Here is a 23,565-nt window from a genome sequence, read left to right as displayed (position 1 = left end):
GCTACCAAGCGGGACGAGTGTCACGGAGGTGGGGTGGCGTCTGCTCCGGCAGCCAGTCTCCGGCCCTGTCCGTGCGCAGCAGCAGGCCCGGGCTCGGTGCGAACTCGTCCGTCGGCGGGGCCGGCTGGTGGAAGCGCTCGGTGCGCGGCAGCTCGATCTCCACCAGCCTGCCGTCGTGGATCATCCACAGCCCGAAGCATTCGTCCTCCTCGTCGTGGATGAGCACCTGCACGCTCTCCGGGCGGGGCCACGGCAACGACTCGAGGTGTTTCAGCAGCCCCGTCCGTGACCCCACCCGCACGAACTCCGACGCCCAGCCGTTCCCCAGCCAGCCACCCAGGGGGCTGGAGATCTCCTCGAACCGGCCCCGCCAACTGCGCTCCGGATCGTCCTGGGTGAGGGGCTCCATCACCTCGGCCGCGTCCATCGCCAGCACGATGACCTCCGCGATTCTGCTCATGGGCGGAATATCATCACGGGCCCGGAGCCCCGGTCACCCCCTATATGTCCTTTGACCTCCTATCCCTGGTCCGCCACGAACGACGCCATCCGGGTCAGGGCGGAGTTCCAGTTGATGGTGTGCTCGTTCGTCGACCAGGACTGGATGTCGTCGATGTAGCAGAACTGGCCGACGCAGCCCTTGAGTTTGCTCTGTGCGTAGGGGTCCTGGATGCTCGAGTTCGGCCCGCCGGCGAGCGTGCCGGCCGGGGGGTTCGGCTGACTCGGGTCGAGCTGGTGGGCGTACCAGCGGGCGTGCTGGTTGTGGGAGTTGACCTCGCCGTAGCCCGTCACGTACGAGATGTTCAGCGCGTTGCGGCCGAGGAGGTAGTCCATGCTCTGCAGCGCGCCGTCACGGTACTTGGAGGCGCCCGTGATGTCGTACGCGGTGGCGATGACGACGGCGTTGTGCAGGATCTGGTGGTTGGAGCCCCAGTCGTAGAGGTTGCCCTCGGGGGCGTACGGCATCCCGTACGGCTGTGACTTCAGCGTGGCCAGGTAGCGCTCAGCGCCCTTGATGACCGACTGGCGCACCTTGTCCCGGCCGGGCAGCCTGCTCGGCACGGTCGCCAGGTCCAGCCGCGCCGCTGCCGCCGTCCTCGCCCAGTCGTAGCCGACGGGAACGAAGACATCGGCCGTGTGGACCGGGGAACCCAGGACGTAGTCCGCGAACTCCTTCTCGCCGGTGCTGAGATACAGCTCCGCCGCGGCCCAGTAGAACTCGTCGGTGACGTTGTTGTCGGCGTACGTGCCGCCGCCGATGCCGTCGCTCTCCGAGGCGTACCGGTCGGGGTGCGCGAGCGCCGCGGACCACGCCTTGCGTGCGGCCGCCAGGGTCTTCGCCGCGAACTCCTTGTCGTACAGCCTGTACAGACGCGCTGCCTGCGCTGCCGTCGCCGCCAGGTTCAGGGTCGCCGCGGTGGACGGCGGATGCAGTTCGCGCTTTTGTGGGTCGTCGCTCGGCAGCAGCGGCAGCCCCGTCCACTGCTCGTCATGGATCTTGTGGTGGGCCATGCCGGCCAGCGGCTGTCCCGCGGGCACCTGCATCTTCAGCAGGAACTCCAGCTCCCAGCGGACCTCGTCCAGGATGTCCGGCACCTTGTTGCCGCTCTCCGGGATGGCGAGCGTGCCGTCGCCCAGCTTCTCCGCCTCGCCGGTGCGGGCCAGCCGTTCGCGCTCGTAGGTGCTCAGCAGCTCCCACACGGAGATGCCGCCGTTGACGACGTACTTGCCGTGGTCGCCGGCGTCGTACCAGCCGCCCGTGACGTCGAGCTTGTAGTCGCACACGCCCGGCTGGCAGGGCACGGCGCCGTCGCCCTGGTTCGGCGCAACGTCGACGTGTCCGGCGGGGCGGGCGTAGCCCGGGCGCAGGTCGTCGCGGATCGCGATGCCGCTGCGCTGCGTGTAGTAGTACTTCACGGCGTCCAGGCGCAGCCGCTCGTAGGCGGCCGTGCCGATGTCGAACGGGCGGCTCGCCTCGCCGTCGGCGACCAGCATGAGGTCCTTGCCCTGCTTGCGGTAGGCGCCGAAGTCGATGGAGTGGACGTTCTGCGCGGAGGAGACGTCGGTGCCGCGCGGCACGGTCCAGCCCTGGGCGACCACGGCCCCGGACGCGTTCTTCAGCTGCCAGGGCAGCTTCTCGGTGGCGTCGGTGACCAGCGTGGCGTTCTTCGGCCCGGCGGGCAGATAGGCGACCTGGTTCACCCGCACCCGCGGTCCGGTGTCCGGCTCGTACACCTCGGGCGGGACACCGCCCAGCAGCGAGGCGTTGTCCATGCAGAAGCGCCATGCGTCCGCGCTGCCGCCGAGTTGGAAGGCGACCTGGCCCTGCGGCGTGTCGACCGGCGAGGTGAAGGTGTACGAGTACGAGTTGCCGGAGACGCTCAGCTGAGGCGTCACCTCGAAGTAGGTGTCGTACGGCGCCGCCGACAGGCCGACGATCGCCCGCACGACATGCCCCTCGGGCGAGCCGTTCGCGGTGAAGGAGAACCGGTACGACTGCCCCTTCACCAGGGTGATGTCGTTCTGGCCGACGCCGGCGTCCCAGCGGTTGGTGGTGCCGCCGGGGACGTCGGCGCACAGCTTGCCGTCGGACAGGCCCGCGGTGACGTTGCTGGTCGACCACCACGGGGCGGTGGTGGTGTCGAAGGTGCCGTTCTTGAGCTGCTCGACCTCGTCGGCGCCGGCCGGTGCGGCGGCCAGGCCTGCGGCCAGCAGGGCCGTGAGGGTCAGCAGGATGGTTCTGCGTCGTTTCACGTCTGGGCTCCTCGGGTGAGGGGCGGGTTACGCTCGAGGTGGGAGCGCTCCCAGAGGCGGACCCGGCCATGTTTGTTGGCGACATGACGGTCCGTCAACGGTCCGGACGGGCAGTTTTCGGCTGCGGCACCGTCGTGGCTGGTCGCGCCCACGCGGCGGAGCCGCATATCGATACAGCCCCGCGCCCCTTGCGGGGCGCCGCCGAACCGGCCGTCCAAGACCGTGACGTGGGTCAGGTGGCCGGGACCTCCAGCTTGCTGATGCGTATTGCCCCTCGGGGCTCTCCCGGGTGGGCGCTGGTCAGGGTCAGTCGCAGCCGTGAGCCTCGTACCGCGTCGAAGGTGATGACGGTCGGTGCGTCCGAGGCGGTGGCCCAGTCCACGGAGGCGCCCTTGACCGGCGTGTACCGTCGGCCGTCCCAGACCTCGGCCCTGACCGACGAGGGCAGCGTGTGTGTGGCGTCCACAGTGAACGACACCTCCACCCGGTCGAAGGCTCGCGCCCGCCCGAAGTCCACGGAAACCCAGTCCTCCGCCCTGGCCCCGTCGAAGGCCGGCAGCAGCGCCGTGGCCGCCTTGAGGAAGCCGTTGGACCAGCCGGTGGCCGGGTTGCCGTCGAGCATCGCGGCCGGGAGGGTGTCCGGGCGGCCGGAGTAACTGGCATCCGCATAGGGGTAGTTCGGGGGCGCGGGATAGTCCGGTTCGAACTCGGCGGCAGGGGTGAGCGCGGCCGACCGCGCCGGAGTCGTCCGCACGGTCACGCTTCCCGCCCGCAGCCCCTCGGCCCGTGCGGTCACCTTCAGGGTGCCCGCCTTCGTGCCGGACCGTACGATCGCCAGCGCCTTGCCGTGGAAGGCCGTGCGGGTGCTTGCCTGGTAGCGCTCGGCGCTCTCCTGCTGTCCGTTGTCCAGCCCGGCGAGCGAGCCGCCCGTCACCTCGAAGGAGATCAGGTCCTCGGCGTCGGGCACCACCACACCGCGGGCGTCGACCACCTCGGCGGTCACGAAGACCAGCGAACGGCCGTCGGCGGCAAGGGACTTGCGGTCGGCGGTCAGGCGCACCGCCTTCGACTCCCCGGCGGTGCGCAGCACGTCGGTGGCGACCACCTTGCCGTCCCTGCGGGCCACCGCCTTCAACTCCCCCGGCTTGTAAGGCACCTTCCAGGTGAGGTGGAGCGTGCCCGCGCTACCGTTCGGGCTGGTGTAGCTGCCGGGGTAGGGACCGTCGGTGAAGGTCTTGTCGTCGCCGGTCGCCTCGGTGGTCTCCAGGTAGACCCGGCCGTCGACGGTCTTCTTGGTGTCGAAGGTCCGCGTGCCGAGGGACTTGCCGTTGAGGAACAGTTCCACGGTGTCGACGTTCGAGTACGCCCACACCTCGACCGTGTCGCCCTCCGCGTGGTTCCAGGTCATCGGCAGCAGGTGGACCATCGGTTCGCTGACCCACTGGCTCTGGAACAGGTAGTACATGTCCTTCGGGAAGCCGGCCGTGTCGACCGCGCCGAAGAAGGACGCCTTGACCGGGAAGACGTCGTACGGCGTGGGCTCGCCGATGTAGTCGATGCCGGACCACAGGAACTGCCCGGCGAACCACTTCCGGTCCCGGTCCTTCTTGTGGCCGTACTCGCCGCTCATGGTCCAGGACGCGAGGTTGTTGTCGTACGAGGAGGTCGCCCGCTTGCCGGGCGTGTGGTTCTCGCCGGTGTTGAGGTGCTCGGGCTCCTGGTACGTCCCGCGCGTCGAGGTCTCCGACGACGACTCGGACTCGAAGAGGAACAGGTGCGGGTACGCCGCGTGCAGCTGGTCCACCGACTTGGCGGTGTTGTAGTTGAGCCCGAGGCCGTCCAGCTTGGCCAGCATCAGGTCGGCGGCGGAGCCCTTGGCGGGCAGACGGCGGTACTTGTCGGAGCCGATGACCAGGGGGCGGGTGTCGTCGGCGGCCCTGATGGCGTCGATGATCCGGTCGGCCATGGCGAGCCCGGCGGTGGAGGTGGAGTCGGGGACCTCGTTGCCGATGGACCACATCAGCACGGCGGGCGAGTTGCGGGCCGCGAGCACCATCTCGGTGGCGTCCTTCTCGGCCCACTCGTCGAAGAACCGGCCGTAGTCGTAGCGTGTCTTGCCGGTCTTCCAGCAGTCGAACGCCTCCACCAGCATCACAATGCCCAGCTCCTCGCAGACCTGGATCATCTCCGTGGAGGGCGGGTTGTGGGAGGTGCGGAAGGCGTTGACGCCCATCGACTGCATGATGGTCATCTGCCGCCGGATCGCGTCGATGCTGACGGCGGCGCCCAGGGCGCCCAGGTCGTGGTGGAGGTCGACGCCCTTGATCTTGTGGTACTCGCCGTTGAGGTGGAAGCCCTCCTCGGGGTCGAAGCGGAAGGTGCGGAAGCCGAAGGTGGTGCGGTAGGTGTCGGTGGTCCGGCCGCCGACGCGCAGTTCGGTCTTCAGGGTGTAGCGGTGGTGCGGGGTCTTGAAGTCCCACACCTTCGGTTCGGGGACCGTGAGTTCATGGGTCTCGGTGGCCTTGTCGGTGACGGCGACCGTGGAGGACGTACGGGCGACGGTACGGCCCCTGGGGTCGACGATCCGCGAGACGATCTCGACGTCCGTACCACCGCCGGAGGCGTTCACCACCGAGGTCCGCACCCGTACGACGCCCCGCTCCTCGGTGATCTCGGGCGTGGTGACGTACGTACCCCAGCGCTCCACATGCACCGGCTCGGTGACGACGAGGCGGGCCTCGCGGTAGATGCCGCTGCCCGAGTACCAGCGGCTGCTGGGGAGCCGGTTCTGCACCTTGACCGCGAGCACGTTCTCGGTGCTGCCGTCGGTGTGCACCAGATCGGTGAGGTCGAAGGCGAAGCCGGTGTAGCCGTAGGGGTGGCGGCCGGTCTCCTTGCCGTTGCAGTAGACGTACGAGTCCATGTAGACGCCGTCGAACTCCACCGATATCCGCTTGCCCGCGAGAGGGGGCGGCAGGGTGAAGGCGAGGCGGTACCAGCCGAGGCCGCCGGGGAAGAAGCCGGTGCCGCTGGTGGTGCCGTGCTCGGTGGTCGGGGCGGACTCGATGCTCCAGTCGTGCGGCACCGCGACCTCGCGCCAGCCCGAGTCGTCGTAGCCGGGCTCGGCGGCGCCGGCGTAGGCGCCGGTCGGGTCGGTGATGCCGCCGGGGTTCACCAGGGCGAAGCGCCAGCCGTCGCGCAGCGGGACCGTGCGGCGTCCGGACGCGGCACCGGCGGCGTCGGCGAGTTCCGCGGCCCGCGCCGTCGGTGTGCTCAGCAGCGCTCCGGCCGCCGGGGCGGCCGTGGAGGCGAGCAGTAACGATCTTCGAGTGACTGTCATGACAGCTCTCCCTCATCAGGGCGCAGAAGTACTCACAACTGATCGTGAACAAACAGATTCTGACGGGGTGGCACGCGGGACAGTCAAGGGTGCGCCCGAGGGTTCCGATACGCGGGGGTCCCCGAAGCACTAGTCTGGAGCGCAGCTGACACGCTTGTTCACCGTGAGTGTGCGCGTTGGAGTGGCGACCATGAGCCCGGAGTATCCGTTCGACGAGGCCGCGACGGCCCGGGCGGTCATCGACGCCGACGGCATGCTCGTCGAGTGGAACGCCGGGGCCGAGCGGCTGCTGGGCCATCCGGCCGCCGAGGTCCTGGGGCGCCCCGCCGTGGAACTGCTGGCCGACGAGGGAGCCGGCCGGTCCGCCGCCCCGGCGGGCAACCGCTGGGACGGCTTTCTCACCCTGCGCCGTCGCGACGGCGGCTCGGTGTCCGTGTGGCTGCTCGCCCACCGGGTACGGCCGCAGGACGACGGCCCCGACCACTGGCTCGTGGTCACGCCGCTGGAGAGCGACGGCCCCCGGGCGCCCGGCGATCCGCTGGACAACATCGGGCTCCTCGAGTCGCCCTGTGCCATCGCGATCTACGACGAGCGGCTCCGGCTGCGCAGGATCAACGGCGTCATGGCGGAGGTCCTCCAGCTCTCCGAGGAGCATGTGCGCGGGCTGCGCGCGCCCGAGCTGACCGGCAGACGGCAGAGCGTCGACATCGAACGGCAGCTTCTGCGCGTGCTCACCACGGGCCGGGGCACCGACGTGCGGACGTACGTTCCGGTCGGCGGTGACCGGACGTACGCCTGGCTGGCCCGCATGGCCCCGGTCACCGACGCGAAGGGGCGGGTGCGCGGTGTGTCCGTCGCCGCGCACGACTTCACCGAGCAGTACCTGGCCCGGGAGCGGCTGCAGCTGGTGAACGAGGCCAGCGTGCGCATCGGCACCACCCTCGACGTCTCCCGCACGGCCCAGGAACTGGCGGACATCTGTGTCCCCGCCCTGGCCGACTTCGTGAGCGTCGACCTGCTGGACCCTCCGGAGGACGGCGGTGACCTGCCCACCGGCCGGCTGACCGCCCCCGTCGGCCTGCGTCGGACCGCCGTGCGATCCGTCAACGCGGGCAGCCCCGAAGCCGTGGTCAAGCCGGGACAGGTGGACCTGTATCCCGCGCCGTCACCCCAGGCCGACGCGCTGCTGGCGGGCCACACCATCGTGGCCTCGACGTCCACCGGCGATCTCGCTCCGTGGCTCTCCTGGGATCCGGTACGCGCCGAGCGGATCAAGGAGTGCGGCATCCACACCACCATGTCGGTACCGATCCAGGCGCGTGGCACCACCCTCGGCGTCGCCGTGCTCACCCGGTTCAAGAACCCCGAGCCGTTCACGCCCGACGACGCGCTGCTGGCCGAGGAGATCACGGCCCGCGCGGCCGTCTGCATCGACAACGCCCGCCGCTACTCCCGGGAACGCGAGACCGCCCTGGCCCTGCAGCGCAGCCTGCTCCCCCGGTCCCTGCCGCGCACCGCCGCGCTCGAAGCGGCCTCCCGCTACCTTCCGGCGGCACGGTCCGGGGTGGGCGGCGACTGGTTCGACGTGATCCCGCTGTCCGGCCTGCGGGTCGCGATGGTCGTCGGGGACGTCGTCGGCCACGGCATCCAGGCCTCGGCCACCATGGGCCGGCTGCGCACCGCCGTACGCACCTTGGCCGACATCGACCTCGCCCCCGACGAACTGCTCACCCACCTCGACGACCTGGTCGTGCGGCTGTCCGAGGAGACGGGCCACGAGGGCAGCCCCGGCGAGGTCGGCGCCACCTGTCTGTACGCGGTGTACGACCCGGTCTCCCGGCGCTGCACGCTGGCCCGGGCCGGGCACCCCTCCCCGGTCATGGTCCCGCCGGGCGGGGAGCCGCAGGAGATCGAGTTGCCCGCCGGGCCGCCGCTGGGCCTGGGCGGCCTGCCCTTCGAGTCCGCCGAGTTCGAACTCCGCGAGGGCACCGTCCTCTCCTTCTACACAGACGGCCTGATCGAGACCCGTGAGCGCGATGTCGACGCCAGCCACGCGATGCTGTGCGATGCGCTCGCGGCCGGCTCCGACTCGCTGGACGAAACCTGCGACCACGTCCTGCGCGCCCTCCTCCCGCCGGGCGGCGCGGCGGACGACGTGGCGCTGCTGCTGGCCCGCACCCAAGGGCTGCCCGCCGCCCAGGTCGCGACCTGGGACATCCCGGCGGACCCGGCGCTCGTCGCGCCCATCCGCAAGCAGGTCGTGGAGCAGCTCGGCACCTGGAGTCTCACCGAGGCGTCGTTCACCGTCGAGCTGGTGGTGAGCGAGCTGGTGACGAACGCCATCCGCTACGGCATCCACCCCATCCGGCTCCGGCTGATCCATGACGCGGCCACGCTGATCTGCGAGGTATCCGACACCAGCCACACGGCACCGCATCTGCGCCGCGCCAAGATCTTCGACGAGGGGGGCCGCGGGCTGCTGCTCGTCGCCCAGCTGACCCAGCGGTGGGGCAGCCGGCACACGGCGGACGGCAAGACGATCTGGGCGGAGATCGGGCTCATCGACGAGCGGGACGAGGGGTGAGTATTCCGCCGGAAAACGGGGATTCGTGACAGACATGGGACGTGCACGGACACTCCATGCCTTACACCGAGCGACTCCCGTCGTGAGTGCCGTCGCGCTGCTGAGCCTGCTGACCGCATGCGACAACAGCGCCGATTCCACGGGCGCCGTACAGACACCGGCCGACACGAGCAGCCGTCCGACCGCGTCGGTCACCGCCGGTACCGAGAGCCCCACGACCGCGCCGGGCACGACCGGACCGGCCCCTTCCGGCACTAACAGCCGTACTACCGGACCGGCCGCCTCCACCACCCGCTGTCACACCTCCGAGCTGCGCGCGTCCATCGGCCGCCCCAGTCCGGGGGCCGGCCAGCGCAACTTCCCGATCGTGCTGACCAACACGGCCGACCGCACCTGCACGGTCCGCGGCTACCCCGGTGCCGCCTTCGTGGACGCGTCCGGCAAGCAGCTCGGCCCGGACCCGAAGCGCTCTCCCGACACGCGTACGACCGTCTCGCTGGCTCCGGGCCGGAGCGCCTGGGCGGGGCTGAGCTTCGCCAGCCCCGAGATCAGCGGGGCCCGTACGGCCGAGCCGGAGGCGCTGCTCGTGACGCCGCCGGACGAGCGGGATGCGCTGAAGGTGGCGTGGACGAACGGCGAGGTGCCGGTGGCCGGGAACGAGTCGTCGGTGCGCCTGACGGTGTTCCAGCCCGGCACCGGCGGCTGACACGGCGGTCAGCGGTAGCCGCCACCGCCGTATCCGTAGCCGCCGTAGCCCCCGGAACCGCCGTAGCCTCCGGAGCCCCCGTACCCGCCGCCGGACCAGCCGTTCTGGCCGTCCCCCGAGCAGTAGTACGGGTAGGCGGAGCAGGCGTCGGTCGGGTACGGGCTCGTAGGTGTCGGCTGCGCGGTCGACGGAGTCGCGGACGGCGTCGCAGTGGGGGTCTTCGACGGCTCGGGGGTGGGGGTCGGGGTCGGCGTGGGTGTCCTCGGTGTGTCGGACTCGTCGACCTCCGCGCCCCAGTTGACCACCTCCATCTGGAGCTCCGTCCTCGACGTGTCGAACACCCACTGCTGGGCGTCACCCTCGTCGTCACGGGTCTTGAGGACCAGGGCGCCCGAGCCGTCCGTGGCGGCGGGGCTGAGGGCCAGATCCTGGTTGAAGCGCGGCACGAGCGTGCCCTGGAGGGTGAAGTCGTAGCGGACGTTCTTGGAGTCGGAATCGGAGGCACCCGTGCACGGGGCCAGCCGGACCGAGTAGCCGAGATGGGAGTCGAGGCAGAGATCGGGGTTCGCGGCACTGCGCAACAGTCCGTCCGTCTCGTACGACCACTGCTGGCCGTCCGCCTCGGAGCACTTGGTGAGTTCGGTCTCCGCGTTCTTGACGGCCTTCCCGCCGACGATGCCGACGCACAGCCCGGACCCGATGTTGTGCAGCCGGCCCCGCAGATCGCCCTTCGCTGCCTCGGCCGCGCCCGCCCAGGAGGGGTTGGCGGGGGTGGAGCCCGCTTCCGAGCCGGGCGTTTCGGTGGGGCGGTCTTTGGCGGCCGGGGCGGGACTGTCTCCGGAGCCGAGGACCGACCAGACGACGAGCGGGAGGACGACGAGGGCGCTGACGGTCGCGACGGCCGCGGTGAGGTTACGGCGCCGAGCGGCACGGCGGGCGGCCTTGAGGGCCGAGCGGCCGGAGCAGGTGCGGGTGTCGCCGGGGCGGGCGGCGGGGTCGCCGGGGCGCGGGGCGGTGGCGGGGCCGGTGCGCGGGGCGGCACGGCGGGCAGCCCGGCGTGCGCTGCGGGGGCCCGGCACAGCGGGCGAGGAGACCGCGTCCGCAGTGGGAAAGGGCTCGCCTGCGGGGGCAGTGGGGAAGGGCCCGCCCGCGGCGGCAGTCAGGAAGCGCCCACCTGCGGCGGCAGCCGTCCCTCCCGTGGCGGCGAGCGCCTCGCCTCCGGGCGAGAAGGACTCGGCGGCAGAGGTGAGTCCTTCGCCCGCAGGAGCCACTCCCGCAGGAGACCCTCCCGTAGGAGCCCCTCCCCCAGGAACAGACACCACGCCGTCGGCGAAGAAGGACTCGCCCGCGATAGCCGCCGCCGGGGCCGGCGCCATCTCCTCAGGCTCCTCGGCCCGGTGCGCTCTCGACTCCACATAGGCGCCCGCGCCCCAGCCGAGCACCGCCTCGGCCAGGGCGACGCCGAGCCCGGCATTGAAGAAGTTCAGCTGCTCGGCGGCGTCGCTGCAGTGCCCGCAGCGGTTCAGGTGCGCACGCAGGTCGGGGTCGATGTCGACGCCGCCGCGCCGGTAGGTGACGTCCAGCATCCGCAGGTAGCGCCGGCACTCCTGCTCGGGGGCGAGTTCGCGGTGGACCTGGAGGCACTCCTCGCGCAACCGCTCGTGGGCCCGGCCCAGTTCGATGCGGGCGGACTCCTCGTCCAGGCCCAGGAGTCCGGCCGGCACGGCCGGCGGTTCCGCCTCGACCTCGGTGTGCCACAGCAGGCAGCGGGCCGACTGGGGAAGCCGCTGGAACGCCCCGGTCAGCAGCCGGCGGTTCACCGGCGGCAGCAGTCGGGCGGCGGCGCGCTCGGCACCGTCCGCCTCGGACCGCAGCTCGGGGTGGAGCAGCTCCCGTCTGCGGTCGGCGTCCCACTCGGCCGCGATACGCCGCACGGTGACGAGCAGCTGGGGGCGCCATGCGGCCGTCGGTCCGGTCTGCCGCAGTGTTTCACCGAAAAGCCGGGTGAATGCCGCGGTGGTGAGCATTCCCGCGGAGCGGGTGTCCACGGTGCACAGTCGCGCGTAGGCGAAGCCCGCTTCCCAGTGCCGGTCGAGGAGTTCACCCACGGGATGGAGCGCTGGTGTCGCCCCGGTCCACCTCTTGAGTTCGGCGCTCAGTTGAGCGTCGGTCGATTCGAAGAGGCGGGCGTCGTGAGGGGAATTCGACTGGCCAGCGTCATGCACGGTGGCATTCCTCCGGAGGGCATGCGGCATTGAAGGTCCATACCAAGGGGTATGCTCCGCGCGCAGCTCTTGTGAAGCGTGGGGCGCGTGGGGGCGAGGCACACCTTTGCACAGGTCAGGGACAGGGAACAAGGGATTCCGGGTTTCTGTGCATTGCATGCTCGGCGATCGGCAATTGACGAACGGTCAATAAGCGGTCGCGGTCATTGCGGTGTATCCACGAGGGAAATTGGAAATGGGATTCAGTCAGGACCCTGCACGGTCTCACCGAAACCATTGAGGAGTAGCACTCCCGTCTTTTTGCCTGGTCATACGGGCGCGCTCGCCTTCACTGCGCCTTCACAGGTCACGCGCCAACCATTGAACCGCCTGCCCGGTACGCCCCGGGCGGCATCCCGTACCGTTCGCGGAACACCCGGTTGAAGTGAAACGGGCTGGCGAATCCCGAGGCGGCGGCCACGCGTTCCACGGACAGGTCGGTGGTCTCCAGCAGCCGGGCCGCGTGCAGCAGACGCGCCTCACGCAGCGCGCGCATCGGCGACTGTCCGATCTGCCGGGTGAAGAGGTGGGCGAACCGGGAGGGCGAGAGCGCGACGTGCCCGGCGAGCGACCGGACAGTGTGCGGGGCCGCCGGGTCGGCGGTGATGAGGGCCTGCGCCCGGCGTACCCGCGCGTCGACCCCTGGGCGGGGCCCGTGTGTCCGCGCGGTGCCGGCGGTGAGCAGGACGACCTCCTCCAGTGAGCACAGGGCGAGTTCGCGGGCCGCGGTGCCGTGCGCCACGGCGACCGACTCGCCCCCCGGCGTGCTGTCGGGCGGTGCCTCCGTCCCCGTCCAGCGGGCGTCGGCGAGCATCCGGCGAAACGCCGCCTCGACACGGCCGTGCACCGCATCCGGGGTCGGCGTGACGACGTACATCCCCTCGCCGGTGTCGTACGGGCGCAGCCAGGAGCGCCAGGAGGGGCGGGCCTGGCAGTGCACCCACCAGAACTGCCAGTGCCCTGCGCCCCGTTCGACGCCGTAGCCGTGCGGGACGCGCGGCGCGAGCACGACCAGGTCCCCGGCCCCGGCCGCGTCTCGGCGCCGCCGTGCCGGAGTCGGCCCTGCCCGCCGGTCGTCCACGTGAACAGCCAGCTGTCGGCGCCGCGGGGCCGTTCGATCCGGTAGCCCGGCGGCTGGTCGAAATGCCCGACCACCACCAGGCCCGGCGGCGGGGCGGGAACGCCGGGCTCAGCAGTCTCGGGCAATCCGTCAGCACTCACGGTCATCCTCCTGGAATGCGTATCTGCATAGCGTTGTGGGGCGAGGACATCTGACCGAGGAGTGGACGCATGACAGCCACGGACATCGGCGCCACCGGCGCACCCATCCTGCCCGATGCCGGGCTCCGCCAGTTCCGCGAGCACGGCTTCACGGTCGTACGCGGGCTGTTCGGGCCCGACGAGATCGAACGGCTCTGCGACCGGTTCGCGGCGTTGCACGCGGCCGGGCCGGTGCCCGGGCATTTCGAGCCACGTCCCACGGACCCCGACCCTCTGCGCGCGTATCCCCGGGTGATGCAGCCGCACGAGATCGACGACTTGTCGCTGCGGGTGCTGCTCGACCCCCGGCTGCGCGGTGTGCTGGAGACGCTGCTCGGGGAGGAGGTGCTGGCGGCGCAGAGCATGTTCTACTTCAAGCCGCCGGGGGCGCGGGGGCAGGCGTTGCACCAGGACAACTTCTATCTGCGGGTGGAGCCGGGCACGTGCGTGGCGGCGTGGATCGCCTGCGATGTGATCGACCGGGGCAACGGAGGGCTGGAAGTGGTCCCCGGTACGCACGACATGGACCTGTTCTGCCCGGAAACGGCGGACGCGGAGGTGTCCTTCGCCCGGGAGTACGTTCCGCCGCCGCCCGGCCTGGCGGCCGTGCCCGTCGACATGGAGCCGGGCGACGTACTGTTCTTCAACGGCAGCCTGGTGCACGGCTCGCAACCCAACGGGACCGCGGACCGCTTCCGCCGCTCGTTCATCGGCCACTACGTGGGCCGTTCGGCCGAGAGGATCGGCGAGTACTACCGCACGTTGACGATGGGCGGCGACCGCGTCCCCCTGCCGCACAGCGAGGGCGCGGGGCCGTGCGGCACGGAGTTCGAGCCGCACGGGCCGCACTGAGCAGGACCGTGAGGATCAATGACCGATGACCGGATGCGGCGCGTAGGGTGCCTGGAGCTCGTCCAACTCCTTCTCGCTGAGCTCCAGTTCCACCGCGGCGGCCGCGTCCTCGATGTGGTGCGGCTTGGCGGCGCCGATGATCGGGGCCGCCACCATGTCCTGGTGCAGCAGCCAGGCGAGGGCGACCTGGGCGCGCGGGACGCCTCGTTCGTTCGCGACACGGGTGACGGCCTCGACGACGACCCGGTCGCTGTCGACGTACAGCCGGCTGCCGAAGTTGTCGTTCGCGCTGCGTTCGGTGACCGTTCCCCAGTCCCGGGTCAGCCGGCCGCGCGCGAGCGGGCTCCAGGGGAGCACGCCGACGCCCTGGTCGGCGCAGAGCGGCAGCATCTCGCGCTCCTCCTCGCGGTAGAGGAGGTTGTAGTAGTTCTGCATCGAGACGAACTTGGTCCAGCCGTGCCGCTCGGCCGTGTACTGCATCTTGGAGAACTGCCAGGCGTACATCGAACTCGCCCCGATGTAGCGCACCTTGCCCGCCTTGACGAGGTCGTGCAGGGCTTCCATGGTCTCCTCGACCGGGGTGTGCGGGTCGAAGCGGTGGATCTGGTACAGGTCGACGTAGTCGGTGCCGAGGCGGGCGAGGCTGTGGTCGATCTCCGTCATGATCGCCTTGCGGGAGAGTCCGGCGCCGTTGGGGCCGGGCCGCATCCGGCCGTTCACCTTCGTCGCAAGCACGATCTCGTCACGGCGGGCGAAGTCCCTGAGCGCCTTGCCGACGATCTCCTCGCTGGTGCCGTCGGAGTAGACGTTGGCGGTGTCGAAGAAGTTGATGCCGGCGTCCAGCGCCTGCCGGATCAGCGGCCGTGACGCCTCCTCGTCGAGGGTCCACTCGTGCACGCCGCGGTCGGGGAGCCCGTAGGTCATGCAGCCCAGACAGATCCGCGACACGTCCAGGCCCGTCGAACCGAGCTTCACGTACTGCATCGTTGCTGCTCCTGCCTTCGGGGTGGGGGGTACCAAGGGGAGCGTACGTCGTCTGTTCGTCAAGCCAGCCGGATCAGCAGCACACCCGGCGCATGCCGGACCGGCGGTGACCCTGCGATGCCCTGTCGGGACGCGGGTCACCGCCGCAGCAGTTCCAGCGCCCGCTCCCAGCCGAACTCCGGCCGCCCGCCGTCCTCCCCCGCCTCACCGGCGTACGGTTCCCCGAAGCGCACGCCCATCCCCCGCAGCCGTATCAGGCTGTCCTGGTAGGCGGGATGGGCGGCCAGCGCGTCGGCGACGCAGGGCAGGGCGGCGATGGGGACGCCGAGGCCGTACGCCTCGCACAGGGTGCCCAGGGCGAGGGTGTCGGCGATGCCACCAGCCCACTTGTTGATCGTGTTGAAGGTGGCCGGGGCGACGACGACGGCGTCGGGCGGCGGGAAGGGCCGCGGATCCGCGGGCGTACGCCAGGCCGAGCGGATCGGGCGGCCGGTGAGGGCCTCGACGGCGGCGGTGTCGAAGAAGCCGTTCATGGCGACCGGCGTCGCGATGACGCCGACCTCCCAGTCCCGCTCCTGCGCGGCGGTGATCAGCTTGCTGACGTCCGCGGCGATCCCGGCGGCGCAGACGACGAGGTAGAGGAAGGGTTTCTGGGCCTGTTCGGTCACTCTGGAACCCTACTCAACCGGCCTTCCGCCGCGGGCTGCACAGGCCTACCGCACCGGGAAGGACAGCCCGCGCTCGTTCTCCGGCCGCGGACCGAGGATGCGCCGCTCCTTCTCCTCGATCGCCACGTCGTTGATGCTCGCCTCGCGGCGGGTCATCAGACCGTGCTCGTCGAACTCCCACAACTCGTTGCCGTACGACCGCCACCACTGCCCTTCCGCGTCCCGGCACTCGTACTGGAAGCGGACCGCGATGCGGTTGCCGCCGAAGGCCCACAGGTCCTTGCGCAGCGCGTACTCCTGCTCGCGGGCCCACTTCTCGGTGAGGAACTCGACGATCTGGGCGCGCCCGGTGACGAAGGTGTCGCGGTTGCGCCACACCGAGTCCTGCGAGTAGGCGAGAGCCACCTTGTGCGGGTCGCGGGTGTTCCAGGCGTCCTCGGCGGTCTGCACTTTCCGTGCGGCGGTCTCGCGGGTGAACGGCGGCAGGGGCGGGCGGTCGGTCATGGCGTCCTCCGGTGACGGAACTGGGGCAGGAACAGCGGGAGAACGAGCGTTCTCCGCTCGGCTGCTACCGTAGGAGAACGCTCGTTCTCACGTCAAGGAGAGACCGCCCATGGACAGCGCAACCGCCCGGGAGCAGGCACTGGACGCCGCGGAGCGGCTGTTCTACGGGCGCGGCATCCAGTCCGTCGGCATGGACGACATCCGGGGCACGTCCGGGGTCTCGCTCAAGCGGCTCTATCAGCTCTTCCCGGCGAAGGAGCAGCTGGTCGAGGCGTATCTGGAGCGGCGTGACGTGCGCTGGCGCGGGCGGCTCGCCGCCCATGTGGAGCGGCAGACCGACCCCGAGCGGCGGATCCTGGCCGTCTTCGACTGGCTGGAGGAGTGGTTCGGCGAGGAGGACTTCCGCGGGTGCGCCTGGATCAACGCGTACGGCGAGCTGGGCGCCCGCTCGGACCGGGTGGCGGACCAGGTCCGGGCGCACAAGCGGGCGTTCCGCGACCAGCTCGCCTCACTGGTGGCCGGGGCCGGGCTTCCCGACGCGCTCACCGGGCCGCTGTTTCTGCTGGCCGAGGGCGCCATGGTCACGGCAGGCATCACGGGCGATGCGCGGCCGGCGGCGGAGGCACGCGAGGCGGCGCGGGCGCTGCTGGGGGCGCATCTCTGACGTCGTGCGCCGGGCCGACCCCGCCGCCCAGCCGCCGGGTGTGGCGGCGGGGCAGCGGGGTGGCGCTCGACGCCTCCCTGCGTCAGCTTCCCGTCTCGGACACGGTGATGGCGCTGACCGGGCAGGCCCGGGCGGCCTCCCGCACCATCGGGTCGCCGCCGCCGTCCTCCCGGCCGGGGATCAGGGCACTGAAGCCGTCGTCGTCCTGGGTGAAGACGGACGGGGCGGCGAGGGCGCACTGGCCGGCGCCGATACAGAGGTCGTGGTCGATGTCGATGCGCATGTCCGGCGCTTCGCGGTTCTCGCTGGTTTCGGGCGTTTCGTTTGCTTTGTGCGTTTTGTTGTCCATGACCGGAGCCTCTTACCAGGTCACGGGGAGTTCCAGCATCCCCTGGATCGTGTCGCCGGGTTTGAAGGGGATTTCCTCCGCGGGGACGGCCAGGCGCAGGGTCGGGAGCCGGTCGAAGAGGGTGTGCAGGGCGATCTCCAGCTCGGCGCGGGCCAGGTTCTGGCCGAGGCACTGGTGGATGCCGAAGCCGAAGGCGACGTGGTGGCGGGCCGGGCGGTGCCAGTCCAGGGTGTCGGGATCGGTGTAGACGGCCTCGTCGCGATTGATGACCGAGGTCGCGAAGAGCACTCCCTCGCCGGCCCGGATCGTCGCGGCCCCCTCCACCTCGATGTCCTCGACGGCCAGCCGCAGCAGCCCGTCGGCGATCGACAGCATCCGCATGAGCTCCTCGACCGCGGCGGGCAGCAGACCCGGGTCGGCGCGCAACTCGGCCAGGCGGTCGGGGTGTTGGAGGAGGGTGAAGGTGCCGAGGGAGATCATGTTGGCGGTGGTCTCGTGGCCGGCGACCAGCAGGATGGTCGCGAGGGCGATGAGCTCCTCGTGGTCCAGCTCGCCGTCGCGCAGCTGCTGGTGGACGAGTTCGTCCAGCACGCCGTCGCCGGGCCCCGGCTCCTTCTGTTTCCGGTCGATGAGCTCGGCGAAGTACTCCTCGAGCCGGTCGCGGGCGTCCATGGTGTCGGCGGCCGTGGGGCCGCGCAGAAGGCGCCGGGACTGCCCCTCGAAGAACTCGTGGTCCTGGTAGGGGACGCCCAGCAGGGCGCAGATGACCATCGAGGGCACCGGCAGGGCGAAGGCGCTCACGAGCTCGGCGGGCGCTCCCCGGTCGATCATCGCGTCCAGCCGCTCGTCCACGATGCGCTGGATCTGCGGGCGCAGTTCGGCCGCGCGCCTGAGGGTGAAGCTGGGCACCGTCATCCGCCGCTGGACGCGGTGTTCGGGGTCGTCGACGCTCAGCAGCGCGCCCTTGCGGTTGCGGAACCCGGCGAACCGCGCGGTGGGTGCGGGGAAGTCGGGCCGGGTGCGGTCGGAGGAAAGCCGCGGGTCGGCTAGCAGGGTGCGGGCGAGGGAGTGGCCGGTGACCAGCCAGGCCGGGCGGCCGTCGTAGAGGGTGATGCGGGCCAGTGGGCGGGTGTCGCGAAGGGGGTCGTAGGCCGTGGGCGGGTGGTAGGGGCAGGTGCGGTTCTGAGGGAAGGCGACGGTGTGCGATTCCGTCATGTCCGTCATGGAAGACCTCGCAGACGAAGAGTGCGTCGTGCCGATCTTCATTAGATGCCTGGGGCATCCAATGGGCGACGCGAAGTTCGGCCAGATCAGGCGCACCGGCAATATGGCCGGAGACCGTCGCACAGGCCTCCGGGCCCCGGGGGGCAGGAGGCCGCTCCCCCACGAAATTCGCTTGTCGGCGGGCAGCCGCCCCCCGCAGAATCCGGCCATGTCTACGACCACCGCCTTCCTGCCGCCGACCGTCGCCGTTCTCGCCGCGCGGTCCCAGCAGCAGCCCGGCCGACCGTGGAGGCCGACGCTTCCCACCTCGTGACCGCCGCGCTCGTCGCGGGACTGCTCGCGGGCTACGGCATCGCCGTCCCGGTCGGCGCGGTCGCGACCTACCTCGTCTCCCTCACGGCCCGTACGTCCCTGCGGACCGGGGTCTGCGCCGCGCTCGGCGTCGCGACCGCCGACGGGCTCTACGCCTTAGTCGCCACCCTCGGCGGCTCCGCACTCGCCGCCGCACTGCGTCCGGTGCTGGGGCCGCTGCGCTGGGCGTCCGCCCTGGTGCTGGCGATCCTCGCGGTCCGGGGGGCGGTCATCGCCGTACGCCACTACCGCGACCACCGCCTCGCCACCCGCTCCACGCCCCCTCCCCCGAGCCCGGCGCGCGCCTACCTGGCGTTGCTCGGCATCACGCTGCTCAACCCGACCACCGTGGTCTACTTCACGGCTCTCGTCCTCGGCACCCGCGCGACGGACGCCGTACCGCCGCTGGAGCAGGGTGTGTTCGTGCTGGCCGCGTTCGCCGCGTCCGCGAGCTGGCAACTGCTGCTCGCCGGCGGCGGGGCGCTGCTGGGGCGGGCGCTGACGGGGCATCGGGGGCGGTTGGTGACGGCGCTGGTGTCGAGCGGGGTGATCCTGGCGTTGGCCGTAAGGATGCTGGTGCAGTCGGCGGCAGGATGAATCCGGCGCCCGCCGGTGTTGTGAGCGCTGTCCGTCAGCATCAGCACACGACGATGGGACCGATGCCATGCCTCTTGAAGGCGAGTACGAGCCCAGCCCGACCAAGTGGGTACGCGACCAGGTGGAGTTGTACGAGAGCTCCGGCGGCACCCGGGGCACGACCCTCATGAACACCGGACGGCCGGTGATCCTGCTCACGACGCGGGGCGCCAGGAGCGGCAAGATCCGCAAGACGCCGCTGATGCGGGTCGAGCACGAGGGGCGTTATGCCGCGGTGGCCTCGCTGGGCGGGGCGCCCCAGCACCCGGTCTGGTACCACAACGTCAAGGCCGATCCCCATGTGGAGCTCCAGGACGGGCCCGTGAAGCGGGACATGAAGGCCCGCGAGATCACCGGCGCGGAGAAGGCCGAGTGGTGGGAGCGTGCCGTCGCGGCGTATCCGCCGTACGCGGACTACCAGAAGAAGACGGACCGGGTGATCCCGGTCTTCGTGCTGGAGCCGTTCGACGGGGACTGATCGAGGCTCCGAGAACTTTTTCTCCTCAGGGACGCATGAACCGGCGTTCGCCGGGCACACGTGCGTCAGGCCCCGCCGCGTTCCCCCGTCGCGGCGGGGCTTCCCTGTGCCTCGCGCGCGGAGCGTTCCGTGACGTCGAGGAAGATCTGGTCCGCCTCGGCGACGGTGCGGCCGATGGACCGCTTGATGCGGACGGCGACCTCCTCGACCTGTTCGCTGTCGAGGCCGGGCACCAGATCGACCCGGGCCGCCACCAGGGCCGTCTCCAGACCCGTCTTCATCGTGAACAGCGCCTCCACGCTGTCGATCTCGGGCTGCGCCTGCAGCAGGGCACGGATCCGGGCGTCCGCCTCGGGGTCGGCGGCCTGCCCGATCAGCTGGTCGCGGGCCTCGCGCCCCAGCCGGTAGGCGACGTACACCAGCAGCGCGCCGATCGCCAGCGAGGCGGACGCCTCCCAGACGACCTGCCCGGTGACCATGTGCAGCACCATGCCGGTCATGGCCAGGGTCACCCCCAGCACCGCCGTGGCGTCCTCGGCGAGGACCGTGCGCAGCGCCGGGTCGCGCAGACCGCGCGCGAGGCCGCCCTCCCGGCGGACCTGGTGCAGTGCCCGCACGAGCGACAGGCCCTCGGCGAGGAAGGCGACCCCGAGCACGACGATGCCCGCCACATAGCCGCTGAACTTCTCCTCGCTGCCGCCGTGCAGCGCTTCGAAGCCCTGGAAGAAGGAGAAGCAGCCGCCCATCACGAAGATGCCGACGGCCGCGAGCAGCGACCAGAAGAAGCGCTCCTTGCCGTAGCCGAAGGGATGGCGGGCGTCGGCGGGGCGGCGGCTGCGGCGCAGCGCGGCCAACAGGAACACCTCGTTCATGCTGTCCGCGACGGAGTGCGCCGCCTCCGACAGCAGTGCGGGTGACTGGGCGAGGACGCCGCCGACCGCCTTGGCGACGGCGATGACGAGGTTGGCGGCGAGGGCCACCAGGACGGTGACGCGGGTCCTTCGGTCGGTCTTGGGTGCCTTGGTCGTCCTGCTCATCTGTCTCCGACTCCCCCGGCCGGTGCGGATCACACCGTGCGGTCGGCGCAAATCGGGGGACCCGTCGGATCGGGGGAACACGGTGTACGGCAGACAGAGCGCGGGCAGAAAGGAGCGCGTCATGAGCGGCGGGGGCAACACCGCCTACGGAAGGAAGTCGTTCCAGCGGTCGAAGGCCCACTTCACGGACCGGATCACCGCGGACGGCCGGGACGGTCGGCCGGTGGAGGCGGACCGCTACCGTCTGATGGTCAGCCGTGCCTGTCCGTGGGCGAGCCGGGCGGTGATCTCGCGGCGACTGCTCGGCCTGGAGGACGCGCTGTCGATGGCGATCGCCGACCCGATCCAGGACGACCGCAGCTGGCGCTTCACCCTCGACCCGGACGGCCGCGACCCGGTCCTCGGCATCCGTTTCCTGAGCGAGGCCTACGACCGGCGGGAGACGGACTACCCGGGCGGCGTCAGCGTGCCCGCGATCGTGGACGTGCCCAGCGGCGAGCTCGTCACCAACGACTACCAGCGGATCACGCTCGACCTCGCCACCGAGTGGACGGCCCTGCACCGCGACGGGGCGCCCGATCTCTACCCGCAGGCGCTGCGCGACGAGATCGACGCCGTCATGGCGGACGTCTTCGAGGACGTCAACAACGGTGTGTACCGGGCGGGTTTCGCCACCGGCCAGGAGGAGTACGAGGGGGCGTGCGCGCGGCTCTTCCGGCGCCTGGAGCTGCTGGCGGAACGGCTGTCCGGGCAGCGCTATCTGGTCGGCGACACGATCACCGAGGCGGACATCCGGCTGTTCACCACACTGGTCCGTTTCGACGCCGTGTATCACGGTCACTTCAAGTGCAACCGCTGGAAGCTGACGGAGAATCGGGTCCTGTGGGCGTACGCCCGCGACCTCTACCAGACGCCGGGATTCGGTGACACCGTCGACTTCGATCACATCAAGCGGCACTACTACCAGGTGCACAGTGGCATCAACCCGACCGGCATCGTCCCTCTCGGCCCGGATCTGTCGGGCTGGCTCACGCCGCACGGCCGGGAGGAGCTGGGCGGCCGGCCGTTCGGTGACGGGACGCCGCCCGGGCCGGTTCCGCAGGCCGAGGAAGTCCCCGCTCAGGGGCGGCCCTGACTACCAAGGAGGCGCACGTGGCCAAGAAGACCAACAAGAAGCTGAAACTCCCCCTCGCCTACAAGCCCCTGGGCTTTGCGCTCGGCTGGTCGAGCGGCTGGCTGGCGGGGCTCGCCTTCCGCAAGACCTGGATGGCGGTACGACACGAGGAGGACGCGCCCGACGCGCTGGACCGGGACCGCGGCTGGGGGGAGATCCTGCTGGCGGCGGCGGTCCAGGGCGCCCTTTTCGCGGTGGCGCGCAGCTTGGCGGACCGCGCGGGCGCCAAGGCCATCGAGCGCTCGACGGGCGTGTGGCCGGTCGGCGAGAAGGGCGGGCGGGACTGAGAGCACGGTCGGGGCACCGGCCGTGCTTTCCTTGGCGGCCAAGGAAAGCACGGCCGGAACCGAGGGGGTTTCTGCCGGTTCAGCCCTGCTTGGGCGCCGTCGGGGCGACGCGGCGCAGGGTGAAGGAGTGGCCTGCCGGGTCGGCGAAGCCGCGTTCCTCGTAGGGGCCGGGGGCGTCCTTCGCCTCCATCGGGCGGCCGCCGAGCCCGACGATCCTGCGTTCCGCCTCGTCCAGGTCCTCCACCACGAAGTCGAGGTGGGCCTGGAGGGAGTTCTCGGGGCGCGGCCAGCTCGGCGGGGTGGCGTTCATGTCGCGGCGGAAGGCGAGCCGGGTGCCGTCGGCGCCCCTGATCTCCACGCGGTTGGCGGTCGCCTCCGTCTGCTCGGCCTCCAGCAGTTCCCGGTAGAACACGGCGAGTTTCTCCGGCTCGGCACAGTCGAGCACCACGAAGCCCGCTTTCACCAGTGGCATGACTCCTCCGAAGGGTCCGGGGCGCGGGACGGTCCTGCCCCGCCGCCCTGCATCCCCTCCGGGTGTCCCGGCCAGGGCGTTTCAGTCCGGGACCAGTTGACGCGGGTGGAAACCCCCGGCCCGCCTCCCGGAGCACGCTCACCTCTCGACGCCGGTCACTGCATTCAGCCCGGGCGGAGCCCCTGGAGAGGGGACGGGCACGGCCCGATCTCGGCCAGCCGAGCCGCCGCGGCGCCGAGCAGCAGGTCCAGGGCTGCCGGATACGAGCTGTGGGCCATCTCCGCCACGAGATGGCGGGCCGTGGCGGAAATGTGCGGGTGGGTGTCGGCGGGCAGCCGTGCGTACGTCGCCCGCCAGACGGCCGCCTCCGCCTGCCGTGCGGCCTTCGGCATCGCCGCGCTCGCCGAGTCGAGGGCGCCGTGGGCGAGGGCCTGGTCGACGAACGCGTGGTAGATCCGCACCGCTTCGGCGTCGGGGAAACCGGCGCCGCGCAGCACACCGAGGATGGTCTCGACGGCCTGGATCTCGTACACCCGCCCGGTCACCCGGTACGAGCTGAGCACGGCCGCCCGGGGATGCGCGAGGGCCCCCGCGTGCATGCGCAGGCCGAGGTCCCGCAGGTCGGCGCGCCAGTCGCCGGTGGGGCGCCAGGTGCGCAGCGTACGGCCGATGAGCTCGTCGGCGATGGCCAGCATCAGGTCGTCGGTGTGCCGGAAGTACCGGTACAGCGAGCTGGGGTCGGCGCCGAGGGCGCGGCCGAGGCGGCGTACCGAGAGGGCGTCGGCGCCGTGCTCCTCGATGAGCCTGAGGGCCGTCTCGACGATCAGCTCCTCGGACAGGACGACGCCCTTCTTGGTGGGACGCCTGCGCTGCCGGGCGGCGGGCGGGACGACACGCTCGCTCATGGACTGCCTCCCTCGGGCCGGGTGCCCGCACCTTATGACAACACCGTTGACCTGTTAACCCCCCGGACAGTT

Annotated in this window: 20 protein-coding genes and 1 pseudogene; 8 read left to right on the top strand and 13 right to left on the bottom strand. The window is 71.2% G+C overall.

Going from position 1 to position 23,565, the window contains the following annotated elements; all coding sequences use genetic code 11:
• Position 1: 1 nt before the first annotated feature.
• The 3 genes from ACZ7L6_RS31460 to ACZ7L6_RS31450 all read right to left on the bottom strand — a co-directional run bounded on the left by ACZ7L6_RS31460 (position 2) and on the right by ACZ7L6_RS31450 (position 6,094).
• Complete coding sequence (locus tag ACZ7L6_RS31460; RefSeq protein ID WP_471929742.1) at positions 2–460, bottom strand: hypothetical protein; 459 nt, start codon at positions 458–460, stop codon at positions 2–4.
• A gap of 59 nt (positions 461–519) precedes the next feature.
• Complete coding sequence (locus tag ACZ7L6_RS31455; protein WP_471929740.1) at positions 520–2,754, bottom strand: glycoside hydrolase family 9 protein; 2,235 nt, start codon at positions 2,752–2,754, stop codon at positions 520–522.
• Positions 2,755–2,986: 232 nt separating this feature from the next.
• The gene (locus ACZ7L6_RS31450) at positions 2,987–6,094 is read right to left on the bottom strand and encodes a glycoside hydrolase family 2 TIM barrel-domain containing protein (protein ID WP_471929738.1); all 3,108 of its coding nucleotides are present in this window, start codon (positions 6,092–6,094) and stop codon (positions 2,987–2,989) included.
• Between the two features lie 190 nt (positions 6,095–6,284).
• On the opposite strand from ACZ7L6_RS31450, the gene ACZ7L6_RS31445 reads away from it, so the two are divergent.
• Together ACZ7L6_RS31445 and ACZ7L6_RS31440 are read left to right on the top strand one after the other, a co-directional pair.
• Positions 6,285–8,678: a SpoIIE family protein phosphatase gene (locus tag ACZ7L6_RS31445; RefSeq protein WP_471929736.1), complete on the top strand. Its 2,394-nt coding sequence runs from the start codon at positions 6,285–6,287 to the stop codon at positions 8,676–8,678.
• A 34-nt stretch (positions 8,679–8,712) separates the two neighbouring features.
• A complete protein-coding gene (locus ACZ7L6_RS31440; RefSeq protein WP_471929734.1) occupies positions 8,713–9,384 on the top strand; it encodes a DUF4232 domain-containing protein in 672 nt (223 codons plus the stop codon).
• Positions 9,385–9,392: 8 nt separating this feature from the next.
• Here ACZ7L6_RS31440 and ACZ7L6_RS31435 read toward each other — a convergent pair whose 3' ends face one another.
• Together ACZ7L6_RS31435 and ACZ7L6_RS31430 are read right to left on the bottom strand one after the other, a co-directional pair.
• Complete coding sequence (locus ACZ7L6_RS31435) at positions 9,393–11,609, bottom strand: ricin-type beta-trefoil lectin domain protein (RefSeq protein ID WP_471929732.1); 2,217 nt, start codon at positions 11,607–11,609, stop codon at positions 9,393–9,395.
• A gap of 346 nt (positions 11,610–11,955) precedes the next feature.
• Positions 11,956–12,875: pseudogene (locus ACZ7L6_RS31430) on the bottom strand (helix-turn-helix domain-containing protein).
• Between the two features lie 63 nt (positions 12,876–12,938).
• On the opposite strand from ACZ7L6_RS31430, the gene ACZ7L6_RS31425 reads away from it, so the two are divergent.
• Positions 12,939–13,760 (top strand): phytanoyl-CoA dioxygenase family protein, encoded by an 822-nt coding sequence (locus ACZ7L6_RS31425; protein WP_471929730.1) that lies wholly within the window; start codon positions 12,939–12,941, stop codon positions 13,758–13,760.
• A 15-nt stretch (positions 13,761–13,775) separates the two neighbouring features.
• Here ACZ7L6_RS31425 and ACZ7L6_RS31420 read toward each other — a convergent pair whose 3' ends face one another.
• The 3 genes from ACZ7L6_RS31420 to ACZ7L6_RS31410 form a co-directional block, all read right to left on the bottom strand.
• Complete coding sequence (locus ACZ7L6_RS31420; protein WP_471929728.1) at positions 13,776–14,744, bottom strand: aldo/keto reductase; 969 nt, start codon at positions 14,742–14,744, stop codon at positions 13,776–13,778.
• 137 nt (positions 14,745–14,881) lie between these two features.
• A complete protein-coding gene (locus ACZ7L6_RS31415; RefSeq protein WP_471929726.1) occupies positions 14,882–15,412 on the bottom strand; it encodes a flavoprotein in 531 nt (176 codons plus the stop codon).
• A gap of 45 nt (positions 15,413–15,457) precedes the next feature.
• Complete coding sequence (locus ACZ7L6_RS31410; protein WP_471929724.1) at positions 15,458–15,916, bottom strand: nuclear transport factor 2 family protein; 459 nt, start codon at positions 15,914–15,916, stop codon at positions 15,458–15,460.
• 109 nt (positions 15,917–16,025) lie between these two features.
• Here ACZ7L6_RS31410 and ACZ7L6_RS31405 point away from each other — a divergent pair, with 109 nt between their 5' ends.
• On the top strand, positions 16,026–16,580 hold the full coding sequence (locus ACZ7L6_RS31405; RefSeq protein WP_471929722.1) for a TetR/AcrR family transcriptional regulator: 555 nt from the start codon (positions 16,026–16,028) through the stop codon (positions 16,578–16,580).
• 82 nt (positions 16,581–16,662) lie between these two features.
• On the opposite strand, the gene ACZ7L6_RS31400 is transcribed toward ACZ7L6_RS31405, so the two are convergent.
• Both ACZ7L6_RS31400 and ACZ7L6_RS31395 read right to left on the bottom strand, forming a co-directional pair.
• Positions 16,663–16,863, bottom strand: a complete 201-nt coding sequence (locus ACZ7L6_RS31400; RefSeq protein ID WP_433053053.1) for a ferredoxin — start codon at positions 16,861–16,863, stop codon at positions 16,663–16,665.
• Positions 16,864–16,941: 78 nt separating this feature from the next.
• Positions 16,942–18,153, bottom strand: a complete 1,212-nt coding sequence (locus ACZ7L6_RS31395) for a cytochrome P450 (protein WP_471929720.1) — start codon at positions 18,151–18,153, stop codon at positions 16,942–16,944.
• A 309-nt stretch (positions 18,154–18,462) separates the two neighbouring features.
• On the opposite strand from ACZ7L6_RS31395, the gene ACZ7L6_RS31390 reads away from it, so the two are divergent.
• Together ACZ7L6_RS31390 and ACZ7L6_RS31385 are read left to right on the top strand one after the other, a co-directional pair.
• Positions 18,463–19,101, top strand: coding sequence for a LysE family transporter (locus tag ACZ7L6_RS31390; RefSeq protein WP_471929718.1), 639 nt, complete (start codon positions 18,463–18,465; stop codon positions 19,099–19,101).
• Positions 19,102–19,168: 67 nt separating this feature from the next.
• The gene (locus ACZ7L6_RS31385) at positions 19,169–19,618 is read left to right on the top strand and encodes a nitroreductase family deazaflavin-dependent oxidoreductase (protein ID WP_471929716.1); all 450 of its coding nucleotides are present in this window, start codon (positions 19,169–19,171) and stop codon (positions 19,616–19,618) included.
• Positions 19,619–19,683: 65 nt separating this feature from the next.
• Here ACZ7L6_RS31385 and ACZ7L6_RS31380 read toward each other — a convergent pair whose 3' ends face one another.
• Positions 19,684–20,655 carry a cation diffusion facilitator family transporter gene (locus ACZ7L6_RS31380; RefSeq protein WP_471929714.1) on the bottom strand — a complete coding sequence of 324 codons (972 nt, stop codon included), beginning with the start codon at positions 20,653–20,655 and terminating at the stop codon, positions 19,684–19,686.
• Between the two features lie 121 nt (positions 20,656–20,776).
• Between ACZ7L6_RS31380 and ACZ7L6_RS31375 the strand changes: the two genes are divergently transcribed.
• Together ACZ7L6_RS31375 and ACZ7L6_RS31370 are read left to right on the top strand one after the other, a co-directional pair.
• Entirely contained in the window at positions 20,777–21,790 is a 1,014-nt protein-coding gene (locus ACZ7L6_RS31375) for a glutathione S-transferase family protein (protein WP_471929712.1), read from the top strand.
• A gap of 17 nt (positions 21,791–21,807) precedes the next feature.
• Positions 21,808–22,116: a DUF4235 domain-containing protein gene (locus ACZ7L6_RS31370; protein ID WP_471929710.1), complete on the top strand. Its 309-nt coding sequence runs from the start codon at positions 21,808–21,810 to the stop codon at positions 22,114–22,116.
• A gap of 79 nt (positions 22,117–22,195) precedes the next feature.
• Here ACZ7L6_RS31370 and ACZ7L6_RS31365 read toward each other — a convergent pair whose 3' ends face one another.
• Together ACZ7L6_RS31365 and ACZ7L6_RS31360 are read right to left on the bottom strand one after the other, a co-directional pair.
• Entirely contained in the window at positions 22,196–22,588 is a 393-nt protein-coding gene (locus ACZ7L6_RS31365; protein WP_471929708.1) for a VOC family protein, read from the bottom strand.
• A gap of 164 nt (positions 22,589–22,752) precedes the next feature.
• Complete coding sequence (locus ACZ7L6_RS31360; protein ID WP_471929706.1) at positions 22,753–23,493, bottom strand: TetR/AcrR family transcriptional regulator; 741 nt, start codon at positions 23,491–23,493, stop codon at positions 22,753–22,755.
• Positions 23,494–23,565: the final 72 nt, after the last annotated feature.

It is taken from the genome of Streptomyces sp. NPDC107522, assembly GCF_055657525.1.
Note: the sequence above shows the minus strand (reverse complement) of the source record. Positions and strands in the feature narration are given on the sequence as shown.

Coding starts and splice junctions, on each gene's coding strand:
- ACZ7L6_RS31440 (WP_471929734.1), top strand. CDS start 8,713: ATGGGACGTGCACGGACACTCCATGCCTTACACCGAGCGACTCCCGTC.
- ACZ7L6_RS31375 (WP_471929712.1), top strand. CDS start 20,777: ATGAGCGGCGGGGGCAACACCGCCTACGGAAGGAAGTCGTTCCAGCGG.
- ACZ7L6_RS31450 (WP_471929738.1), bottom strand. CDS start 6,094: ATGACAGTCACTCGAAGATCGTTACTGCTCGCCTCCACGGCCGCCCCG.
- ACZ7L6_RS31385 (WP_471929716.1), top strand. CDS start 19,169: ATGCCTCTTGAAGGCGAGTACGAGCCCAGCCCGACCAAGTGGGTACGC.
- ACZ7L6_RS31445 (WP_471929736.1), top strand. CDS start 6,285: ATGAGCCCGGAGTATCCGTTCGACGAGGCCGCGACGGCCCGGGCGGTC.
- ACZ7L6_RS31410 (WP_471929724.1), bottom strand. CDS start 15,916: ATGACCGACCGCCCGCCCCTGCCGCCGTTCACCCGCGAGACCGCCGCA.
- ACZ7L6_RS31400 (WP_433053053.1), bottom strand. CDS start 16,863: ATGCGCATCGACATCGACCACGACCTCTGTATCGGCGCCGGCCAGTGC.
- ACZ7L6_RS31380 (WP_471929714.1), bottom strand. CDS start 20,655: ATGAGCAGGACGACCAAGGCACCCAAGACCGACCGAAGGACCCGCGTC.
- ACZ7L6_RS31460 (WP_471929742.1), bottom strand. CDS start 460: ATGAGCAGAATCGCGGAGGTCATCGTGCTGGCGATGGACGCGGCCGAG.
- ACZ7L6_RS31425 (WP_471929730.1), top strand. CDS start 12,939: ATGACAGCCACGGACATCGGCGCCACCGGCGCACCCATCCTGCCCGAT.
- ACZ7L6_RS31405 (WP_471929722.1), top strand. CDS start 16,026: ATGGACAGCGCAACCGCCCGGGAGCAGGCACTGGACGCCGCGGAGCGG.
- ACZ7L6_RS31395 (WP_471929720.1), bottom strand. CDS start 18,153: ATGACGGACATGACGGAATCGCACACCGTCGCCTTCCCTCAGAACCGC.
- ACZ7L6_RS31420 (WP_471929728.1), bottom strand. CDS start 14,744: ATGCAGTACGTGAAGCTCGGTTCGACGGGCCTGGACGTGTCGCGGATC.
- ACZ7L6_RS31365 (WP_471929708.1), bottom strand. CDS start 22,588: ATGCCACTGGTGAAAGCGGGCTTCGTGGTGCTCGACTGTGCCGAGCCG.
- ACZ7L6_RS31360 (WP_471929706.1), bottom strand. CDS start 23,493: ATGAGCGAGCGTGTCGTCCCGCCCGCCGCCCGGCAGCGCAGGCGTCCC.